Annotated in this window: 14 protein-coding genes; 7 read left to right on the forward strand and 7 right to left on the reverse strand. The window is 33.0% G+C overall.

The features are described from left to right. Positions 1-2 precede the first annotated feature (2 nt). From NQQ59_RS02335 to NQQ59_RS02345, 3 genes are all read left to right on the forward strand, one after another. Entirely contained in the window at positions 3-770 is a 768-nt protein-coding gene (locus NQQ59_RS02335; protein ID WP_144213246.1) for a response regulator transcription factor, read from the forward strand. Between the two features lie 656 nt (positions 771-1426). After that, positions 1427-1801 (forward strand): response regulator transcription factor, encoded by a 375-nt coding sequence (locus NQQ59_RS02340; RefSeq protein WP_144213248.1) that lies wholly within the window; start codon positions 1427-1429, stop codon positions 1799-1801. Positions 1802-2243: 442 nt separating this feature from the next. Then, a complete protein-coding gene (locus NQQ59_RS02345; protein ID WP_144213250.1) occupies positions 2244-2621 on the forward strand; it encodes a hypothetical protein in 378 nt (125 codons plus the stop codon). A gap of 85 nt (positions 2622-2706) precedes the next feature. Here the strand turns inward: NQQ59_RS02345 and NQQ59_RS02350 are convergent, their stop codons facing one another. The 3 genes from NQQ59_RS02350 to NQQ59_RS02360 all read right to left on the reverse strand — a co-directional run bounded on the left by NQQ59_RS02350 (position 2707) and on the right by NQQ59_RS02360 (position 5329). Further along, positions 2707-3345, reverse strand: a complete 639-nt coding sequence (locus NQQ59_RS02350) for an MEDS domain-containing protein (RefSeq protein ID WP_144213252.1) — start codon at positions 3343-3345, stop codon at positions 2707-2709. 156 nt (positions 3346-3501) lie between these two features. After that, entirely contained in the window at positions 3502-4200 is a 699-nt protein-coding gene (locus NQQ59_RS02355; RefSeq protein ID WP_144213254.1) for a DUF1826 domain-containing protein, read from the reverse strand. A gap of 40 nt (positions 4201-4240) precedes the next feature. Continuing rightward, on the reverse strand, positions 4241-5329 hold the full coding sequence (locus tag NQQ59_RS02360) for an NADH:flavin oxidoreductase (protein ID WP_144213256.1): 1089 nt from the start codon (positions 5327-5329) through the stop codon (positions 4241-4243). A 258-nt stretch (positions 5330-5587) separates the two neighbouring features. On the opposite strand from NQQ59_RS02360, the gene NQQ59_RS02365 reads away from it, so the two are divergent. The 3 genes from NQQ59_RS02365 to NQQ59_RS02375 all read left to right on the forward strand — a co-directional run bounded on the left by NQQ59_RS02365 (position 5588) and on the right by NQQ59_RS02375 (position 7444). Further along, positions 5588-5935 (forward strand): DsrE family protein, encoded by a 348-nt coding sequence (locus tag NQQ59_RS02365; protein WP_257698146.1) that lies wholly within the window; start codon positions 5588-5590, stop codon positions 5933-5935. A gap of 148 nt (positions 5936-6083) precedes the next feature. After that, positions 6084-6551 carry a nucleoside deaminase gene (locus NQQ59_RS02370; protein WP_144213260.1) on the forward strand — a complete coding sequence of 156 codons (468 nt, stop codon included), beginning with the start codon at positions 6084-6086 and terminating at the stop codon, positions 6549-6551. Between the two features lie 2 nt (positions 6552-6553). Further along, a complete protein-coding gene (locus tag NQQ59_RS02375) occupies positions 6554-7444 on the forward strand; it encodes a helix-turn-helix domain-containing protein (RefSeq protein WP_144213263.1) in 891 nt (296 codons plus the stop codon). Positions 7445-7540: 96 nt separating this feature from the next. Here NQQ59_RS02375 and NQQ59_RS02380 read toward each other — a convergent pair whose 3' ends face one another. After that, the gene (locus NQQ59_RS02380) at positions 7541-8899 is read right to left on the reverse strand and encodes an NAD-dependent succinate-semialdehyde dehydrogenase (RefSeq protein WP_144213265.1); all 1359 of its coding nucleotides are present in this window, start codon (positions 8897-8899) and stop codon (positions 7541-7543) included. A gap of 271 nt (positions 8900-9170) precedes the next feature. Here NQQ59_RS02380 and NQQ59_RS02385 point away from each other — a divergent pair, with 271 nt between their 5' ends. Beyond that, a complete protein-coding gene (locus NQQ59_RS02385) occupies positions 9171-13532 on the forward strand; it encodes a hybrid sensor histidine kinase/response regulator transcription factor (RefSeq protein ID WP_144213267.1) in 4362 nt (1453 codons plus the stop codon). Positions 13533-13538: 6 nt separating this feature from the next. Here the strand turns inward: NQQ59_RS02385 and NQQ59_RS02390 are convergent, their stop codons facing one another. The 3 genes from NQQ59_RS02390 to NQQ59_RS02400 form a co-directional block, all read right to left on the reverse strand. Next, positions 13539-15221: a glycoside hydrolase family 28 protein gene (locus NQQ59_RS02390; protein WP_144213269.1), complete on the reverse strand. Its 1683-nt coding sequence runs from the start codon at positions 15219-15221 to the stop codon at positions 13539-13541. Between the two features lie 20 nt (positions 15222-15241). After that, positions 15242-15961: a rhamnogalacturonan acetylesterase gene (locus NQQ59_RS02395; RefSeq protein WP_257698122.1), complete on the reverse strand. Its 720-nt coding sequence runs from the start codon at positions 15959-15961 to the stop codon at positions 15242-15244. A gap of 138 nt (positions 15962-16099) precedes the next feature. After that, positions 16100-18565, reverse strand: a complete 2466-nt coding sequence (locus tag NQQ59_RS02400) for a glycoside hydrolase family 95 protein (RefSeq protein WP_144213273.1) — start codon at positions 18563-18565, stop codon at positions 16100-16102. Positions 18566-18587: the final 22 nt, after the last annotated feature.

Consider the following 18587-nt stretch of genomic DNA (forward strand, 5'->3'; position numbering starts at 1 on the left):
CAATGCTAAAACAAAAAACAAAAATCACCATAATTGAAGACGATATTGTACTCGGAAACACAATATCGGAGATATTAAAACTAAATAATTTTGAGGTATTATATTTTAAGGACAGCACAGAATCGCTGGGTTATCTAAACAAAAACACTCCCGATATAATCATTTGCGATATGGTAATGCCAAATATGAACGGAGAAGAGTTGTTCTTTAGAATCCGAAGAAACCATAAATTCCATACTATCCCCTTTATCATGATTACGGCCAACATAGATGATGATGTAAAATTTAAGCAACTCGAGAACGGTGTCAATGATTTTATTATAAAACCATTTAAAGTACAGGAACTTATTTTTAAAATAAACAACTTAATTTCTCTCAAAACCAACATTGAAAAAAAGTTCAGCCCCGACCCTTTTTCAAAAATTACAATAAAACTATCCGAAAAAGATTTTATTACCTCATTAAATGAAATTTTAATCAAAAAAATAAAATCTAACATTGACATGAATGAACTTGCAGGAGATCTTTCAATTAGCAAATCCACTCTCGATAAAAGAGTTCGGAAACTAACCAACAAAAACGCCAGTCAGTACATAAGAGAATTTAGATTAGATTACGCTGTGAAATTGATTCGTTCTGGAGAAAGAAATCTCAAATATATCGTTGATGAGACTGGTTTCAGTTCATTCTCTTACTTTTCAACCAGTTTCAAATTGTATCTTGATATTACTCCACGTGATTTCATCAAATCTATTGAAAATGAAGAATAACTTATCTTTTTGTCTCTGTATTTTGCATAGTTCTAATTAGATCTTAAAAATAATCCCCTAGACAAAACTTCTAGCATGTTATTTGAGTCAGAATTAAAAACATAATTTGAAATAATTTCTTGAATGCTTAAATTTTGACTCAATTTAACTGCGTGTTTGTGATTAAATTGCTGCTGATTTGCCGTTATGCCCCATCCCCCACTGATTTCTCTAAAAACAAACATACTTTTAATCAAAACACTATTAGCAGATTTACCTTAAAAAAATTCTGCATTCTACACCTTAAACAAATCCTAAAATTCTTTTTTGTGCGCTAAATAATGAAACATTTTTTGTGATATAATTATTACAATAAAAAATAATATTTTGCCTTTTTTCTTTTGTGTTTTAAATTATTAATCTAAGTTTACGTAGCAGTATAGACTTAATCTGACACTTATTTGAAAGATTTGTCTGCTGTTTAAATTATGGTAAATCAGTATCGCTTTTACGTTTCGATACTAAATACCTAAATAAAGAGAAGTATGTGTTTAGAATTTATCATAGAGAGAGCTTGAATATCAATTTTATATTGATAGACATCCAAAAAAAAACATTTCTCGTATTTATTAAAAAATGCATAACACTGAAATTACCAGCGCTAAAACAAAAGTTATATGGCTAAAATATTACTTATTGATGACGAGGAAACATTAAGAATGACCATTTGTGAACTCCTTTCTTTTATTGGCCACAAAGTTTGTGAAGCTAAAAATGGAAAAGAAGGACTGGAAAAAGTTTGCGAATTTCAACCTGATGTTATTCTTTGTGATATTATGATGCCTAAACTTGATGGTTATGGTTTCATGCTACAACATAGCACATCGAAATACAGCTATATTCCAGTTATATTCCTTTCTGCCAAAATAGAGGCTGAAGACCTAAAAAAAGGTGCTGATTTAGGAGTAAATCAATTTTTAAAAAAACCTTTTGCTTTTAATGAATTAAAACTACTCATAGAAAATCTACTTAATAGAAAAGATTCTCTATAAAAAGCTAATTTTATTTAAAAATTAAAAGAACTTTTAAATTCTGAATTATAAAAAGTTTTTTTCACTTTCCATTTCCTTTTTTATTATCCGCCCTTATAAAATAAAGCTTAAAGGTCCTTATACAAAAATCAAACAACAAAACCTTTAAAAGGATAAAACTTGATAATTAAGAATATCTTACTTCTTTAAAGGCCTGTAAAAAACACAAAACATCATCAAATTTGTACTTGTTTTAAAACAATTCTATTCAAGATATTGATAAGAACTTTTTGGGGGAAGTTCTTCTTTCATTTTAAACCTAACCAACTTAAAATTGAATCTTTATCAATAATCTAAGAGCTTGTTTTTTCTTAAGAAAAACAACTCAATAGATATACAAGTTCAATTACCAGTCTAAATGCTGGTAATTGAATTATATAAAAGTTTGTAATTAGAGTACCAAATGCCACATATCTATCAAAATAAATTTGGAACACTATATTCCGATCGAATGAGTCTTCTTATTTTAAATCAAAAAAGAACTATCCAAACACAAGACATCATTAAAATTAGATTTATAAAAAGAAAAACAAACTTTTTAAGTTACACTTTCTTATTTACATTCTTTTTTATTTATAATATTATAAAACCATCCGAACTGGCTCTAATCGCAGTTTTAACTACCTTAATACTTCTGATGATAAGTCTGGCATTAATGTTTAAACAGTATAAAATCATCATTATCAAAAAGAATAATTTTATAAAAATTGATGTAGAAAAAAAACTTGCGAAAGATGCAGAAAATCTAATCAATTGTTTAAAACAATTAAAACAGCTTTAAAACTAACTTGAAAAGTAAAACTATTCTCCACTAACGATGCAAACATTTTAGTAAAGAATAAATTTTAACGGTCAGTAAATATCTTTTAGGATTTAAGTGTGCCAGAATGAAAATCCGAAAGACTTGAAATCAATGCTGAAGGTTCAACATAATGCGGATTTTTAGTAATTTTTCCATCCTTGATCACATAGGGATGCGTAAGTAATATATCTGTAAGAGTACTAGGACTGAAACTGTTTACATCATACATACAGATTAGTGAAACGGAATGTTTTGGAGTAAGCAGATTAAGACTTGCTTCATATTCTAAAAGTTCATCGGTTCCAGGCAGGTTTTTTAGAGCCCAAACCATATCTCCACAAGCCCTTACACTTTCGTAACCAGCCCTTGAAGCCGATAATAAGGTTTGTTCGAGCATTTTATACATCTTTTCAGCAGCAAACTCGCCTCCTTTAATATAAGTATTTTCAGAAGCCAGTACTTCCAATTGACCACTTGAAAGTTTTTCAGCAATAGATATTCCATTATTTGCTAGACATCTGCAATGTTCACTATGACGATTTCCTTCAAGAATATTAATGACTTTTTCATTCGCTTGCAAGCCCTCCATTATATAAGGAATGATAATCTCATATTGTTGTTCTCTAGAATCGAAAAATCCACAAATATGCATTGGAGCTGACAAGGATTCTCCACAGACAGAAAAAGATGTTTGTTTGTTCATAACTCAAATATACGCAATTAATTTCTTCAGAACGCACTCTTTTCTGAAACATCCAATATATTTTCTTTTACAAAAAAACACTATTTTTCCTAGTCTCAAAATCCTTACAAATCTGGAGTAGATCTCTTTTCTTTACTAATAAATTAAACGTTCCCTTTAACAAATCAATAGCAAACGATATTCCCCTTCATTTTCTATTGGTGCCCTATGAATACAAGGAAGCACTTTTTGTTTTGGATGATCTACAGCCAAACGCCAAAGATGCATTAAACCTAAATTAATAGGTTCTATACCTTCATTTATCTGATAATGCAAATCAAAATAGTTTTCTATCAAAAAGTTTTGAAATTCTTCCTCTTCTCCATCGTACAGCTCTTTTAACTTTGCACGGATTTCAGGAATTAGAATTTTTTGCTTTGCCAGCGAATTAGATACAATGTCGCTTGCCGCTCCGTGATAAGTACATAAAAAAGTATCTGTTGCAATGGGTGAACGATCAACATGAAAGGAATAAACGTCAGTCGATATAAAATCAAACTCCTCATCACGTTCGTAACATTTCAGTAAATTAAGTGAAGGAGAAGCTCCAAAATCTGCTAATAATTTCAAATCATTTAAGATTATTTCTCTGGCTTTGCTCCCCTTTTCGGATAATGAGAGAGCGATTAAATCTTCAGTGAAAATTTCGGTTATATTTTCTTTTAGAGATAACTGATTTACAATTTCGTTAAAATCGCCCTCCATATTTCTGTACCAGCATAATGCATTCATTTCTCCTTTAAAATCTGTATTTACAAGTTCAGAAAAAGAAGCTACCATACCTATTTGGTTACTGGCAGGAAATGAATTACTCATGGTGTGTTATTAAAGATGAGTTACAAAAATATTCATTTTTTTATAAAGAACCTGCTTTTACAAAAGTCTGCCATCCTCTCATTGTCTCAATAAAACGTTCACTTAGTCCGCCTTGGCGCAGATAATCTGCCATTACAGGCAACTGTGGACTATCGTACATTGGATTTGCCTTTACCTGAAGAGGAAAATCTCTTTGCAAAATTGCCGCACGAGCAATAAGTATAAAATCACACCCCTCATCTAAAAGTTCTCCTGCACGCTGCGCACTCATAATTTTTCCTGCTGCTCCTAAACGCACGCCTTTACGCGGAAGTTCGGTAAAAACGCTCAACATCGTTTTTCCTTTAAAAGTTCCATCACGAACGATCTGAGCGGAATCCCAAAGTGCTAAATCCAGATAATCTATTAATTCACGATCGAAAATATCGGCAGTAACTTCTCTAAGTTCTTCCAAAAGGAGTCCATAACGCTCAATCGACAATCGCCAGCCAATTTGAAAATTGGGACCACAAGCTTTACGAATACCTTCGATAACTTCAAGAGTAAATCTAGCACGGTTTTCAAGGCTTCCTCCGTATTTATCTGTACGATCGTTTAAATTTGGTGACATAAATTCAGAAAGAATCCATCCAAAAGCTCCGTGAACTGAGATTCCGTCAAATCCTGCGAGTTGAGCCCTTTTTGCGGCAGCAATAAAACTATCACGAATTCGCTCTACGTCTTCGGTTGTAATGGCTTTAATTCCTTCTAATGTTTTACCAGACGCTGGAGCTGGAATTCCTCCAATTGAAGGTTTAGCTCGATGTCCCGCATGATGTAATTGCACCGCAGACAATGCACCACCGTCTCGAATAGCCGATGCCATTTTTGTCAATCCTGACAAGTGATCATCACTGTGAATACCTAACTGGCGTTCAAACGCGATACCTCCAGCTTCAACTGTTGCAGCGCTGGTTTGAATTAATCCGTAACCGCTTTCTGCAAGTTGCTCCATCCAAAATTGATCATATTCAGATGCGGTACCGTCGAAATCACTTTGCTGACTGGTTAACGGTGCCAGCATAAAACGGTTTCTCATTGCTGGGCCATGTAGCAAACTAAGTGGTTTAAATAAATCAGAAACAGACATATTGTTTATTTTTTTAAAGTTCTACTGATGTGAATTATTAATTGAATGCAAAGTTGTCGAGATAATCCATTGTTAGAAATGGATGATTTTTACTTTATAATGGACATATTAAACCTAAACTTTTTAAGGCTTCACGCATGAAATAGCACAATGAAAATTCTCCATCATAAAGTAAATTTTCTCCATTCTATTGCAGACAGAACCGCAAGATCTTTGCCTTGTTAATAAAAACTATTCAAAATAAAAAAAACAGCTATTATTATTCTTTCTGATCCAAAAGCAGGTTCAGAAGAAGCTTTAGGACGTGTATTCAATGCTTTGGCATCAGCTTATGAATTCAAACACGAGGGTGAAGATGTAAAAATCATTTTTCAAGGTACAGGTATAAGATGGCCTGAAGAGCTTGAAAAAACGGAACATCCAGTTAATGCCTTATACAAAGAAGTAAAAGATCATGTTCACGGTCTTTCTAAAGGATGCGTTGCTGTATTTGGCACCGAAGTTTCTGGTTATGAATTATTAAACGACAACGAAGTTCCTGGAACTCCTGGACTTCCAAGTTTTGTAAATCTTAAAAAAGAAGGTTACGATATTTTGATTTTCTAATCCAGTTTTTTAAAACTGTTCTCTTATTTATAAGAGGACAGTTTTAAATGTTTTCAGCTAATAAGTAATCTGTGAATGGTTATTTTTTTAAGTAAATTAGCCTATTTTGGAAGACATTCATAAAACCAAATTTAAGTCCTAATCTATTATGCAAGAAGATTTTCAATATTACATGAATCAATGTTTAGATTTAGCCAAAAGTGCTTTAGAAGCTGGTAATCCGCCAGTGGGTGCATTGATTGTACTAGACGATAAAATAATTGGCTCAGGTATTGAATCGGGAAAATCAACAGGAGACATTACCAATCATGCTGAAATCATGGCCATAAGAGATGCTTTAAAAAATGGTCATTCCGATAAATTACATCTTGCTCGAATGTATACAACGCATGAACCTTGTATTATGTGTTCTTATATGATTCGACATCACAAAATAGCTGAAATTATTTACGGTACAGCTGTTCCCTACATTGGTGGATTCACTTCTCAATTTAGTGTTCTTTCAACTGAAGATGTTCCAAAATGGGGGAACAAACCTAAAATAATTGGTGATATCTGTACAGAAGAATGTAATGTGCTTAATGCTCAATTTTCAGAATTATGCAAACCTAAATAATTATGTTATCACAATCTGTATATACACTTGTTAATCAACAAAATGGCAATTTATCATTCAAAGTATTTAAGTTTGATAACAGCAGTTATTTTGATCATATTCAGCGTAATAATTATTTTACTATAATCATTATTACTTCAGGAGAAGGAGTTGCCAAAGTCGATCTTTGCGAATACTCGTTTAAAGAGAATACGCTGTTTGCTTTTTATCCGTATCAGCCTTTTATGTTGGCTTCCGAAGGACCATTAGTAGGTATTTCTATTCAATTTCATCACGATTTTTTCTGTATTTATAGACATCATAAAGAAATTGCTTCGAACGGTATTCTTTTTAACAATATCTACGAAAAACCCTTTATTTCACTTGATGAAAATAATAAAAAAGCACTGCTAAATATTGTTGGAGAAATTATTAATGAACTGAAAACGGAAGCTTTAAGAAAAGATGAAGTTCTTGTTTCTTACCTAAAAATATTTTTAGTTCTCGCGACCAGAATAAAACTAGAACAACATTCTGTAAAAGACACCAAAAGCAATGACAAACAAATTCTTATGATACAAAATTTAAGAAATGCTATTGAAGATAATTTTAGAATCAAACATTCTGCCAGCGAATATGCTGATATGCTTCATGTAAGTCCTGTTGTGCTTGCAAGAGCCGCAAAAAATCATTTCAACATGACTCTTTCTGACTTGATAACCGAAAGAATAATTGTGGAAGCAAAAAGAGAGCTCTATCTCACAAACAAAACCGTCAAAGAAATTGCCTACGAGCTTGGTTATGACGACGAATATTATTTCAGCAGGGTATTTAAAGGAAAAACGGATATATCTCCACAATTATATAGAGATACAATTGGTTTTAATCGAGGAAATAATAATTTATTGAATTAAACAATCAACATTTAAAATCAGGAAATTTAAAGAGACAATAAGTAAAATAAATCTTTTGGCTGTAATTTAGCCAAAAGATTTATTTTATTACAATACTCAATATTTATTGATATAAACCGTCTTCTTGTTTACAAACTCCTGAATACCGTCTACTGAAAGTTCACGTCCATATCCTGAAGTCTTAGTTCCTCCAAAAGGCAATCTTTGATCACTTTTTACCAATTCATTTACAAATACTGCTCCTTCATCAAACTTCGGTATCAATTTGGATGCTTTTTCAAAGTTCTCGGTAAAAATGGTAACTCCGAGTCCAAACGGGCTACTATTTGAAAGTGCCACAGCTTCTTCCTCATCTTTAAAAGTTGTAATTCCAATCAATGGGCCAAAAACTTCTTCTTTAAAAATTGACATATCTATTGTAACATTACGCAAAACAGTAGGTTCAAAATAAGCATTATTCCTTTTACCACCAATCAAGACTTCTGCGCCTTTATTTACAGCATCCTGAAGCTGTTTTTCCAGTTCTTCGGCAAGGTCAACTCGTGCCATTGTTCCTATTGTTGTTTCCTCACTCAATGGATCTCCAGGACGAAGTTTACTAACACCTTCTAAAAATGCTTTTGTAAATTCTGCCGCAATAGAGGCTTCTACAAGCAAACGTTTTCCAGCGATACAACTTTGTCCCGCATTCTGAAAACGTGCCTGTACACAAGTTTTTACCGTTTCCTGGAGATTACAATCTGCAAAAACAACCAAGGCATTACTACCTCCCAATTCGAGTACCGATTTTTTAATTTCACTTCCGGCAATTGCAGCTACAGACCTTCCTGCTGCTTCACTTCCTGTTAAAGTGACTGCTTTGACTTTAGGATTTCTAATGATTTCCTCTACTGCCTTACTATTAATAGGCAGATTCGTAAAAGAACCTTTAGGAAAACCTGCTCTTTCGAATACTTTTTCAATGCTCATGGCACTTTTCATCACATTACTGGCATGTTTTAATATTCCAACATTTCCTGCCATGAGTGCTGGTACTGCAAAACGCATAACTTGCCAGAAGGGATAATTCCATGGCATAATTGCTAAAACAATTCCTATTGGTTCATAACTTACATAACTTTTATGTGCCTCTGTTTCAATTACTTTATTACCAAGCATTTCAGCAGCATGTTCCGCATAATAATCACATAAATTGGCACATTTTTCAATTTCTGCTACTGACTGAGTAATAGGCTTTCCCATCTCCTGAGTAATAATTTGGGCATATTCATGGGAATTTCTCCTAAGCTCCTGACCAGCAGCTTTCATCAATACTGAACGTTCTGAAAAAGAAACTTCTTTCCATTTCTTGTATTGTTCCTCTGCCCTGTTTATTGCATTTTCAATATCTTTTTTTTCAAATTCAGCAACCTCATATATTATATCCTGAGTGTAAGGATTTACAGACTTTATCATAACACTAATTTTTATTTTAATTAAAAGCTCAGTAAAAGGTACAATTTTTTTTAAATTTTATTATTCTCTTCAGCTGGCTTTTCGTATCCAATCATTTAAATTTATATATTAGCAAAATGCAATCGATTACATCCTAAAAATACTTTTTATATGAAGCGCTGTTTTTATGTGTTTTGTTTCTTTATGCTCTAATCTAGTCCTTGCTCAAAAGCCAGTTCCTGTAAAACCGCGAATATTAATTTCTACTGATATATCTTAGATCAATTTTTAAATGAAGAAACTTTTATTATTTAGATATCTCATCTTATTTTTAATTATTGCTTCTGCAACCAAGTTATCTGCACAGATAAAGTGTAAGATTGAAAATTATTCTGCAGAAGATGGGCTTTCTCATGACAATATCAGAGATATAATAAAAGACAAAGAAGGCTTTATCTGGTTTGCAACCTGGGATGGCATTAATCGTTTTGATGGTAAAAACTTTATTACCTACAAAGCGGTAGCGGGCGATAAAAGTACTTTAGGAAACAATCGTATAGATTTGATGAAAGAAGATGCTTTCGGTTATATCTGGTTAAAGGCTTATGACCGTCAAATCTATAGATTTGAAAAAAGCACCGAAAAATTCCTTTCTATAGCCAGTATTTTAGGAACCAACAAAATTGTATTTGAGGAAATCATTACCTCTACTAATGGGGATGTTTGGCTCACCACTTTAGATAAAGGAATCTATCTGGCTAGAAAAGGCAAAAACAATCAGATTGGACTTGTTCATTTTTCAAAAGAACTTTCTTCTGGTTTTAAAATCGCTTCTAATGCTATCCATTTTTTAACGGCAGATAAAGACAATTCTCTGTGGGTAGGAACGGAAAATGGATTAGATATAATTTCAAAAAACGGAACACAAGATTATAGTAGTAAAACTATTTTAAAAAACATTAATGTAAAATGTTTGTCTGTACTAGATAAACAGGTTTGGATTGGCACCAATCAGGGGGATTTAATTTGTTATGACAAAACAGCAAAAAAAATTACAAAATTCCATCTTACTTCAAAAGACATCAATGCGGTTTTAAAATCTAAAAAAGAAGATGTACTCTTTGTTTCGACTGCCACTGGAGAACTCATTACTTTTAGTTTAAAAACTTTAAATATTCAGTCTATTCAAAAAATATCTTCTTCTCCTGTTTATACTATTTTTCAGGACAAGCAAGGTATGTTATGGGTCGAGCCTGATAAACATGGGGTAATTTTATTTAACCCTAAAGTAAAAACTGTTCGTTTTTTTTCACAACAAACCGATGCTACATTTCTACAGCTCGATCATACTTTTGGCGTATTTGAAGATAATTTTAACCGCGTTTGGATCAAACTTAAAGGCGGAGGATTTGGATGGTACAATGCAAAAACAGGAACAGTAGATTTTTTCTTCAATAAACCTGGTGATGAAAATCAGAAACTGTCCAATATTGTGGCCAGCATGTATTTTGATCCTTCTGGTATTCTGTGGATGAGTACTAACGACAGAGGTATAAATAAAATTATCTTTCAAAAAAACATCTTCCAGCAACAGCTTTTGGTTGACAGTGCTAAAGACAAATCAGAAAATGAAATCAGAGCAGTTTATACCGATAAAAAAAATAGATTATGGATTGCATCAAAAGCTGGAAAACTAAAGGTTTATCAAGATAATCAAGAATTAAAAAACCTTTTTGCAAATTATAAAAATGGGGAAATTGGATTGGTTTATTCGATTACAGAAGATGGAAAAGGCAACATTTGGTTAGGTACAAAAGGAAGTGGACTGTTTAAAGCTTCTCCAACCGACAAGAATCTTAACCAGTATTATTTAACCCCGTTTAAAGTCAATAAAAACGACCCTGAAAGTATTGGAAGTAATTCTATATATTCCGTACTAATTGACCCAAAAGCCAATATCTGGATAGGTACTTATGGCAACGGAATTAACCTTCTTAAAGAAGATAACGGAAAAGTCCGTTTTGTAAAAAACTTCAAAAACTATCCTACAATTGAATCTAATAAAGTCAGGTACCTTATCAATGGTTATGATGGACAAATCTGGGTTGCCACAACCAATGGTTTAGTAACTTTTGATCCTGGTAATTATAATGCCGACGAAATTAAATTTTCAAGATACGTGAAAATTTCGGGAGATAAATTCAGTCTGGGTAGCAACGACATTTTACACATGTATAAAGATTCAGACCATAAAATCTGGATTTCTACTGCTGGAGGAGGAATTAATTTAGCACAAAAAACAGGAAGTCATTTGAAATTCACCAATTTTTCAAAAGAAAACGGCTTGCCAAGTGATTTTATTCTAAGTATGATCGAAGATGATCGAAAAAACTTGTGGCTCGCTACAGAAAACGGAATTTCAAAATTTGATCTGAAAAAGAAAACCTTTAGAAATTATGATTCTTATGATGGTTTAGTCAAAAATGGTTTTTCTGAATCTTCCAGTTTAAAACTCCCAAATGGAAATTTAATTTTTGGATGCAGAAACGGATACATTGATTTTAGTCCGGCGAAAATCGAAAATCAAAAAATCAAAACTAAAATGGTTTTTACAGGTTTTGAAATCAACAATAAAAGTTCAAATGTAAAATCTGAAGAATATCCTCTAAAAAAAGACGTGAACTACAGTGATGATATTCAGCTGGACTATCAGCACAATACGGTAAGTATTTATTACACGGTTTTAGATTACAGGTCAGACAATAAACAATTATACGCCTACAAGTTAAAAGGGCTCGATAATACGTGGCATGAGGTGAGAAATCAGAAAAAGGCAACTTTCACCAACCTTCCTCCTGGTGATTATGAGTTTGAAGTAAAATGCTTAAATCCTGAATTGTACAATGGAATACCACAGAAAAAAATATCTTTCACCATTACTCCTCCTTTCTGGAGAAGCAACTGGGCTTATTTATTGTATTTTATTCTTTTAATAATACTGTTGGAAACAGGAAGAAGAATAGCATCTTCCATGATTCAATTGCGCAATAAAGTTACTGTCGAGCAGGAAATGACAGAACTGAAACTGAGTTTTTTCACTAATATTTCGCACGAACTAAGAACACCCTTAACCCTTATCGTAAATCCGCTGGAAGAAATTGCCAGAAATGAAAATTTAAGTTCTCAGGGAAATGAGTATATCACAACTGTTAGAAAAAATACTAACCGATTGGTAAGATTTGTGAACCAGTTACTGGATTTTAGAAAAGTACAAAGTGGTAGCGAAGATCTGCATGTCCAGTCTTTTGATTTGATTTTTCTTATAAATGAAATCATCTCATTGTTTTCTCAGATTGCACACGAGAAAAATATTAAAATAAAAACGATTTCAGATCTCGAAAATCTTACTGTCAATCTGGATAAAGAAAAAATAGATATAGTGCTTTACAATCTTTTATCTAATGCTTTAAAGTTTTCTCCTGATCATAGTATAATAGCGATAGAAGTAAAAAAAGAAAATACTATTCTAAAAATAAGCATTGCCGACGAAGGAACTGGTGTTGAAGAGAATAAACTTGAAGACATCTTTAAGCTTTATTATGAAACCAATACAGGTAAAAGTAAAAATGTCGGAACAGGAATTGGACTGGCTCTTTGTAGAGAATATATTAATCTGCATTGTGGGAAAATTTATGCTTTAAACAACAATAATGGAGGATTAACCGTCAACATAAAAATAGATCTGGATACTGATGTATTGCAGATTTCTAACTTGGAAAAAGTAGAAACTAAAAAAAATACCAATCATTTTATTGACAATACAGCTAGCCGAAAAAATGAAGACTTAGAAATTATAACAGACGCTGAACTTCCTACTGTATTAATTGTTGAAGATAATGACGAGCTACGTTTTTTCCTGAAAAGTCAGTTACAGAAATACTACAGTGTACTGGAAGCTTCAAATGGAAAAAAAGGTTTACAAGCTGCTATCAAAAAACGTCCCGACCTGATTCTAAGCGACATTATGATGCCAGAAATGGATGGAATTGAACTTCTGGATTCGCTGAAAAACAATGTAGAAACCAGCCATATTCCAGTAATTCTCTTAAGTGCTAAATCTTCTATAGAAAACCAGATTCAGGGATTGAATTATGGAGCTGATTACTACATTACAAAACCGTTTAATACCGACTTTTTAATCGCATCGATTGATAATTTAATCAAACACAGAAAGCGCTTTTTTGATCAATTGCAGTCTAATGTAAAAACCATTACGCTAGAACCAAGCGAAATTGTAATCACCACAAAAGATGAACAATTTCTGAAAGACATAATCGCGGTAGTAGAAAAAGGTTTAACCGATCCAGCATTTAATATTGATGTTATAGCCGCTTCGATGAATATGACAAGAGTTACTTTTAATAGAAAATTCAAAAGTCTTACCAATATAACTCCAGTCGAATTTGTTAAAGATATGAGGGTAAAAAGAGCCAAACAATTTCTGGATGCAGGAGAAACTGATATTGCTGATGTCGCATACAGAGTTGGATTTAACAGCTCTGGTTATTTTAGTACTTGTTTTAAAGAAATATTTCAAATGTCACCTTCTGATTATCTCAAACAAAGAAACGATAACCAGAAGAATGAATCTTAAATCAATTTAATGAAAGGTGATTTCAGAAGATTTTACCTTTTTACTGAAAACAACCTGTTTTTCGGATGTCTTAAAATCTGTTTTTTTGAAGCTGATATTTTTAGTTTTATTCCCTAGAATTTTAACCTTGGCATCTGCTTTTTTATTAAAAGAAACAGCATTGAAATCTAAATTTTTACCATTGTAAATCTGAAGTTCTGCACTATTTGATGAAATAATTTTTACATTGGTAAACTGCATTCCGTCTGAATCAATGATATCAATGCCCTGATCTGCTTTTAACATGGAATTTTTTAAATGAATATTCTTTAAATTCATTTCTGGAAGTCCCATAAAGAAAGCTGCTTTTGCTGCACCTACGACCTGAATGTTTTCCATAAAAATATTTTGGAAAGAAGGTGTTTCTTCTGTTATTTGATATTGTTTTTCTTCTACTGATACACCTTTGTCATCATCTTCAAAATTGGGCACATTTTCTCCGTAAAAAAGATTAAAACCAATTGCTTCGGTCACAATATTGGTCATATTAATATTAGAAATAAAAATATTCTCCACTATTCCTCCTCTTCCTCTTGTACTTTTAAAACGAATTCCCATATCAGTTCCGATAAAAGAACAATCTGAAACATGGATATTACGTACACTGCCCGACATTTCACTTCCTACAACAAATCCTCCATGTCCGTGGTAAACTGTATTTTTCTTGATAATCACGTTTTCTGTAGCAAAATTTCGGTCTCTTCCGTCTTTATCTTTACCTGATTTTAGACAGATAGCATCATCTCCTACATCAAAAGTATTCTCGTAAATCAGCACATTTTTACAGGATTCCAAATCAAGACCGTCACCATTCTGAGAATACCACGGATTTCTGATTGATAAATTTCTTATAATAACATCTTCACACATTAAAGGATGAAGATTCCATGCTGGTGAATTTTGAAAAGTGGGTCCATCTAACAAAACTTGCTTACACTCCACTAAACTAACCATAACTGGACGTAGAAAATCTTTAATAGCTAGTAAATCCGGATTATCTATTTCTACTTGAAAATTAAACTTGGAGACAATCTCATTCCCTTTCTTAGCTCCCAAAGAAGGAAACCACATCTGCCCATCATTAGACAAAACTCCACCTGACTTTATTAGTCCGAGCCACTGTGCATCAGTTATTTTCATTTTCTTTACTGGTCGCCAAGCATCGCCACTACCGTCGATAATTCCAAAGCCAGTAATAGCAATATTGGTTTCTCCAAGTGCGTTAATTGGTGAAGTACATCGATAAGAATTCAAACCTTCAAAACTTACTTTTTGTAAAGGATAATCATTGAAATCTCTGCTAAAAAGAAGTACTGCTCCACTTTCTAAATGTAGATTGATATTGCTTTTTAGCATAATGGGACCAGTAAGCCAAATGCCGGCTGGCACAATTACTTTTCCACCACCTTTATCCGAAACATGTTTAATTGCCGAATTAATAGCTGTCGTATTCTTATATATACCATCACCTATTGCACCAAATTCAGTAACACTTACTTTATAATCTGGAAATACTGCTTCTTTTACTTTTGGCATTGAAAATTCTATATCATTATATATTTCCTTTGTTGTTAGTTTACCTGGTATTTGGGCATTAATATTTATTGAAAAAATTAAAATGACGAATAGGATTTTTATAGGATACTGCATCTATATAGTTTTTAATATTGTTATTTAATTTTTTGTAATCCTTCAAATACTAACCTTGCTACTTCTGTTGCTCCTGCCGGCTGAAAATGAGTGTTGTCTTTTTGACCTTCAGGATAAGCTTCATAAACTCCGGCTGGTAAATTCATAAAGTATTTTTCAGAAACAAATTCTTTTCCTTTTTTCGTAAAAAACTCTCTTGAAGCTTTGTTCAGATCTATTAAAGGTACATTCATCTCTGCTGCAACATCTTTTGGTGCTTGGTCATAATCGCCATGAACATCATTTAAAATACCATCTTTCCACGGAAAATTTCTCGCTACAGGAGTTAATATAATCGGATACGCCTTTTTCTCTCTGCACTGAGATACAAATAACCTTAAAAACTCTTTATAACCTGGTACATCAACATATCTTTCGGTTTTGTCTTTTGCTCCATCATTATGACCAAACTGCATGATGACAATATCTCCCTTTTTAAGTTTTTCGAATACTGCTCTCCATCGTCCTTCCTGAAAAAAGGTTCTTGTGCTTCTTCCTCCCATTGCACGATCATCTACGAAAGCGCTATCAGTTTTGATAATATTTTTTACTTTAACCAGACTGTCCGAACTCATAAATTGTTGAAAAACCTGTCCCCAACCTGTAACTGGATATCTTACTTTCATATAATCTTTGCCTGGTTCATAATTATTGCTATAATCAGCCATTGTAGAATCACCTATCAGGTAAATTGTTGTCACTTTTTTAGGTGGATTGAAAGCCATTAAAAAAAATACAGTGGTCAGAAAAAATAGTGCTGTTTTTATTTTCATGTGATACTATTTATTTGTTTGGTAATTATTAATTAAAAATTCTGATGCAAGTTGGTTTTACATTTTCTAAATGCTACTAAAAATATAAGTCTGTCCTTTTTCAGTTTGGAAATCATACAATTTTGTCTCTGGAGATTTAAAACCTTTTAAGACTGCTTTATTAGAAATCAATGGTTCTTTAATCGATTCCACTTTATAAAAAGCATTTGTATTGTCTCCCTTCGCTTCTTCCAATTTAGTTTTTCCATTTAATTTTACTTCCGAAGCGATGCGAAGTCTGCAGTTTCCTCCTAATTCAGATTTTACAGTTACTTGTTTTACTTTTCCATTTTCCCATTCAATGCTCACTTCAAAACCTCCTCTGGCTTTTAAACCGCTAACTTTTCCATTTTTAAAATCATCTGGCAGAGCTGGCAAAAGATAAAGAGCGCCATCATAACTTTGTAAAAGCATTTCTGTAATTCCGGCAGTACAGCCAAAATTACCATCAATCTGAAATGGCGGATGAGCATCAAAAAGATTAGGATAAGTTCCGCCAGATTCTCCTTTACTTTCTGTAGGCGCTGGACTCAACTGATCTTTTATTAATTTAAAGGCTCTATTTCCGTCTAATAATCTCGCCCACCAGTTTACCTTCCATCCCATTGACCAACCTGTAGATACATCACCTCTTGATATTAGCGTATTTCTTGCAGCTTCAGTAAGTTGCGGATTTCTAAAAGGTGAAATTTGTCCAGACGGAAAAAGTCCGTACAAATGAGAAATATGTCTGTGATGATCACCTGGTTTATCCCAGTCATGAAGCCATTCCTGAAGTTGCGTATATTGTCCAATCTGCATTGGTGGAAGCCTTTTTAGAGCAACACTTACAGAATCGGCAAAAGGTTTATCTACTTCTAAAATTTTAGAAGCATTCAGAATATTATTAAAAGTATCAAAAACCAATTGATTGTCCATTGTGGTTTCTGCAGATACCGCTACACTTTTCTCATACGTATTTTCGGGAGACATTGATGGAGCCACAACAAGCCAGTTATGTTCAGGTTCCTGTTGCAAAACATCCAAATAAAACTGCGCAGCACCTTTGAGAACAGGATAATATTCCTTTAAAAATTCACGATCTCCTGTGTACAAATAATGTTGCCAAAGGTGTTGTGTAAGCCAAGCACCGCCCATTGGCCAAAGTCCGTAAAAGCCACCGTCAACAACTCCAGTCATTCGCCATAAATCGGTATTATGATGCATATTCCATCCTCGTGCATGGTACATTTCTGAAGCACTTTCTTTTCCTGTTTCTGCTAAATCCTTTAACATGCTGAATAAAGGCTGGTGCATTTCTCCTAAGTTTGTTATTTCTGCTGGCCAGTAATTCATTTCGGTGTTAATATTTACAGTATACTTACTGTCCCAAGGCGGACTCAATTTATGATTCCAGATTCCTTGAAGATTCGCTGGTTGATTGCCCGGTTGCGAACTTGAAATCAGTAAATATCTTCCGAACTGAAAATACAATGCGACTAACTGAGGATCATAAGAATTTGAGAATTCCTTGATTCTTACGTCTGTTGTTTTATTAGATTGCGGAGAATCTCCTAAATACAAGGATACACGTTTAAAATATTTTTGGTAGGCCTCCACATGATTTTTAAAAGATACTTCGTAACTTTTTTCTGAAGCTTTAGCCAAAACCGAAGTTACTTTCTCAGTAGGATTAGCAGTAAGATCTTTATAATTTTTAAAATTTGTAGCTATTGCAACACGAATAATAACCTCATCAGCATCTTTAATTACAAGTTTTTCACCTTCAGCTTTAAGGCTTCCTCCAGTCAAAGTACAAGCCGCTTCCCCAACAAATTTTACTTTACCTGTTTTATTGTCTACACTTCCAGTTGTTCCTTCAAAAAACAATTTATTTTTTTCTGTTTTAAAGTTATGAGAAAGCTGAGGAGTATTGGCAGATAAAGAAAAACTAATACTTTTTTTCTTGCTCGCTGTTAATCTAATCAGAATAATATCATCTGAAAAAGAAGTTAGGAATTCTCTCTTATAAGTTACTCCATTTATTTTATACTGTACAGATGAAACAGCCTTTTCAATATCTAAATCTCTCTGATATGCTGTATAATTATTATGGTTTGGAAATTCTATAAAAAGACTTCCAACGGTTTGATAAGGCATTCCATAATTTAAATCTTTTGGAGCCTGCCTGGGAAATGTACTATTAGCCAAATCTTGCGCTTCTTTATTTTTCCCTTCAAATAATAATTTTCTAATGGCTTCAATATCTGGAAATACATTTTTAGGAACATTATTTCCAGGTTCTCCAGCCCATACTGTTTCTTCATTTAGCTGTAGTTCTTCTTTCTGTGGACTTCCAAAAACCATTGCACCTAAACGTCCGTTCCCTAGCGGTAGAGCTTCATTCCAGTTTGCTGCCGGTTTATCGTATTGTAGCTTTAATTTCTGTTGGGCATCAACTTTTACAATATTGAATACTATTATAAAAATCAGAGTAATTTTGAATCTATTCATTTGTATGTCTTATTTCCTTACA

This window comes from Flavobacterium panacis (assembly GCF_024649945.1).
GTDB classification, from domain to species: domain Bacteria; phylum Bacteroidota; class Bacteroidia; order Flavobacteriales; family Flavobacteriaceae; genus Flavobacterium; species Flavobacterium panacis.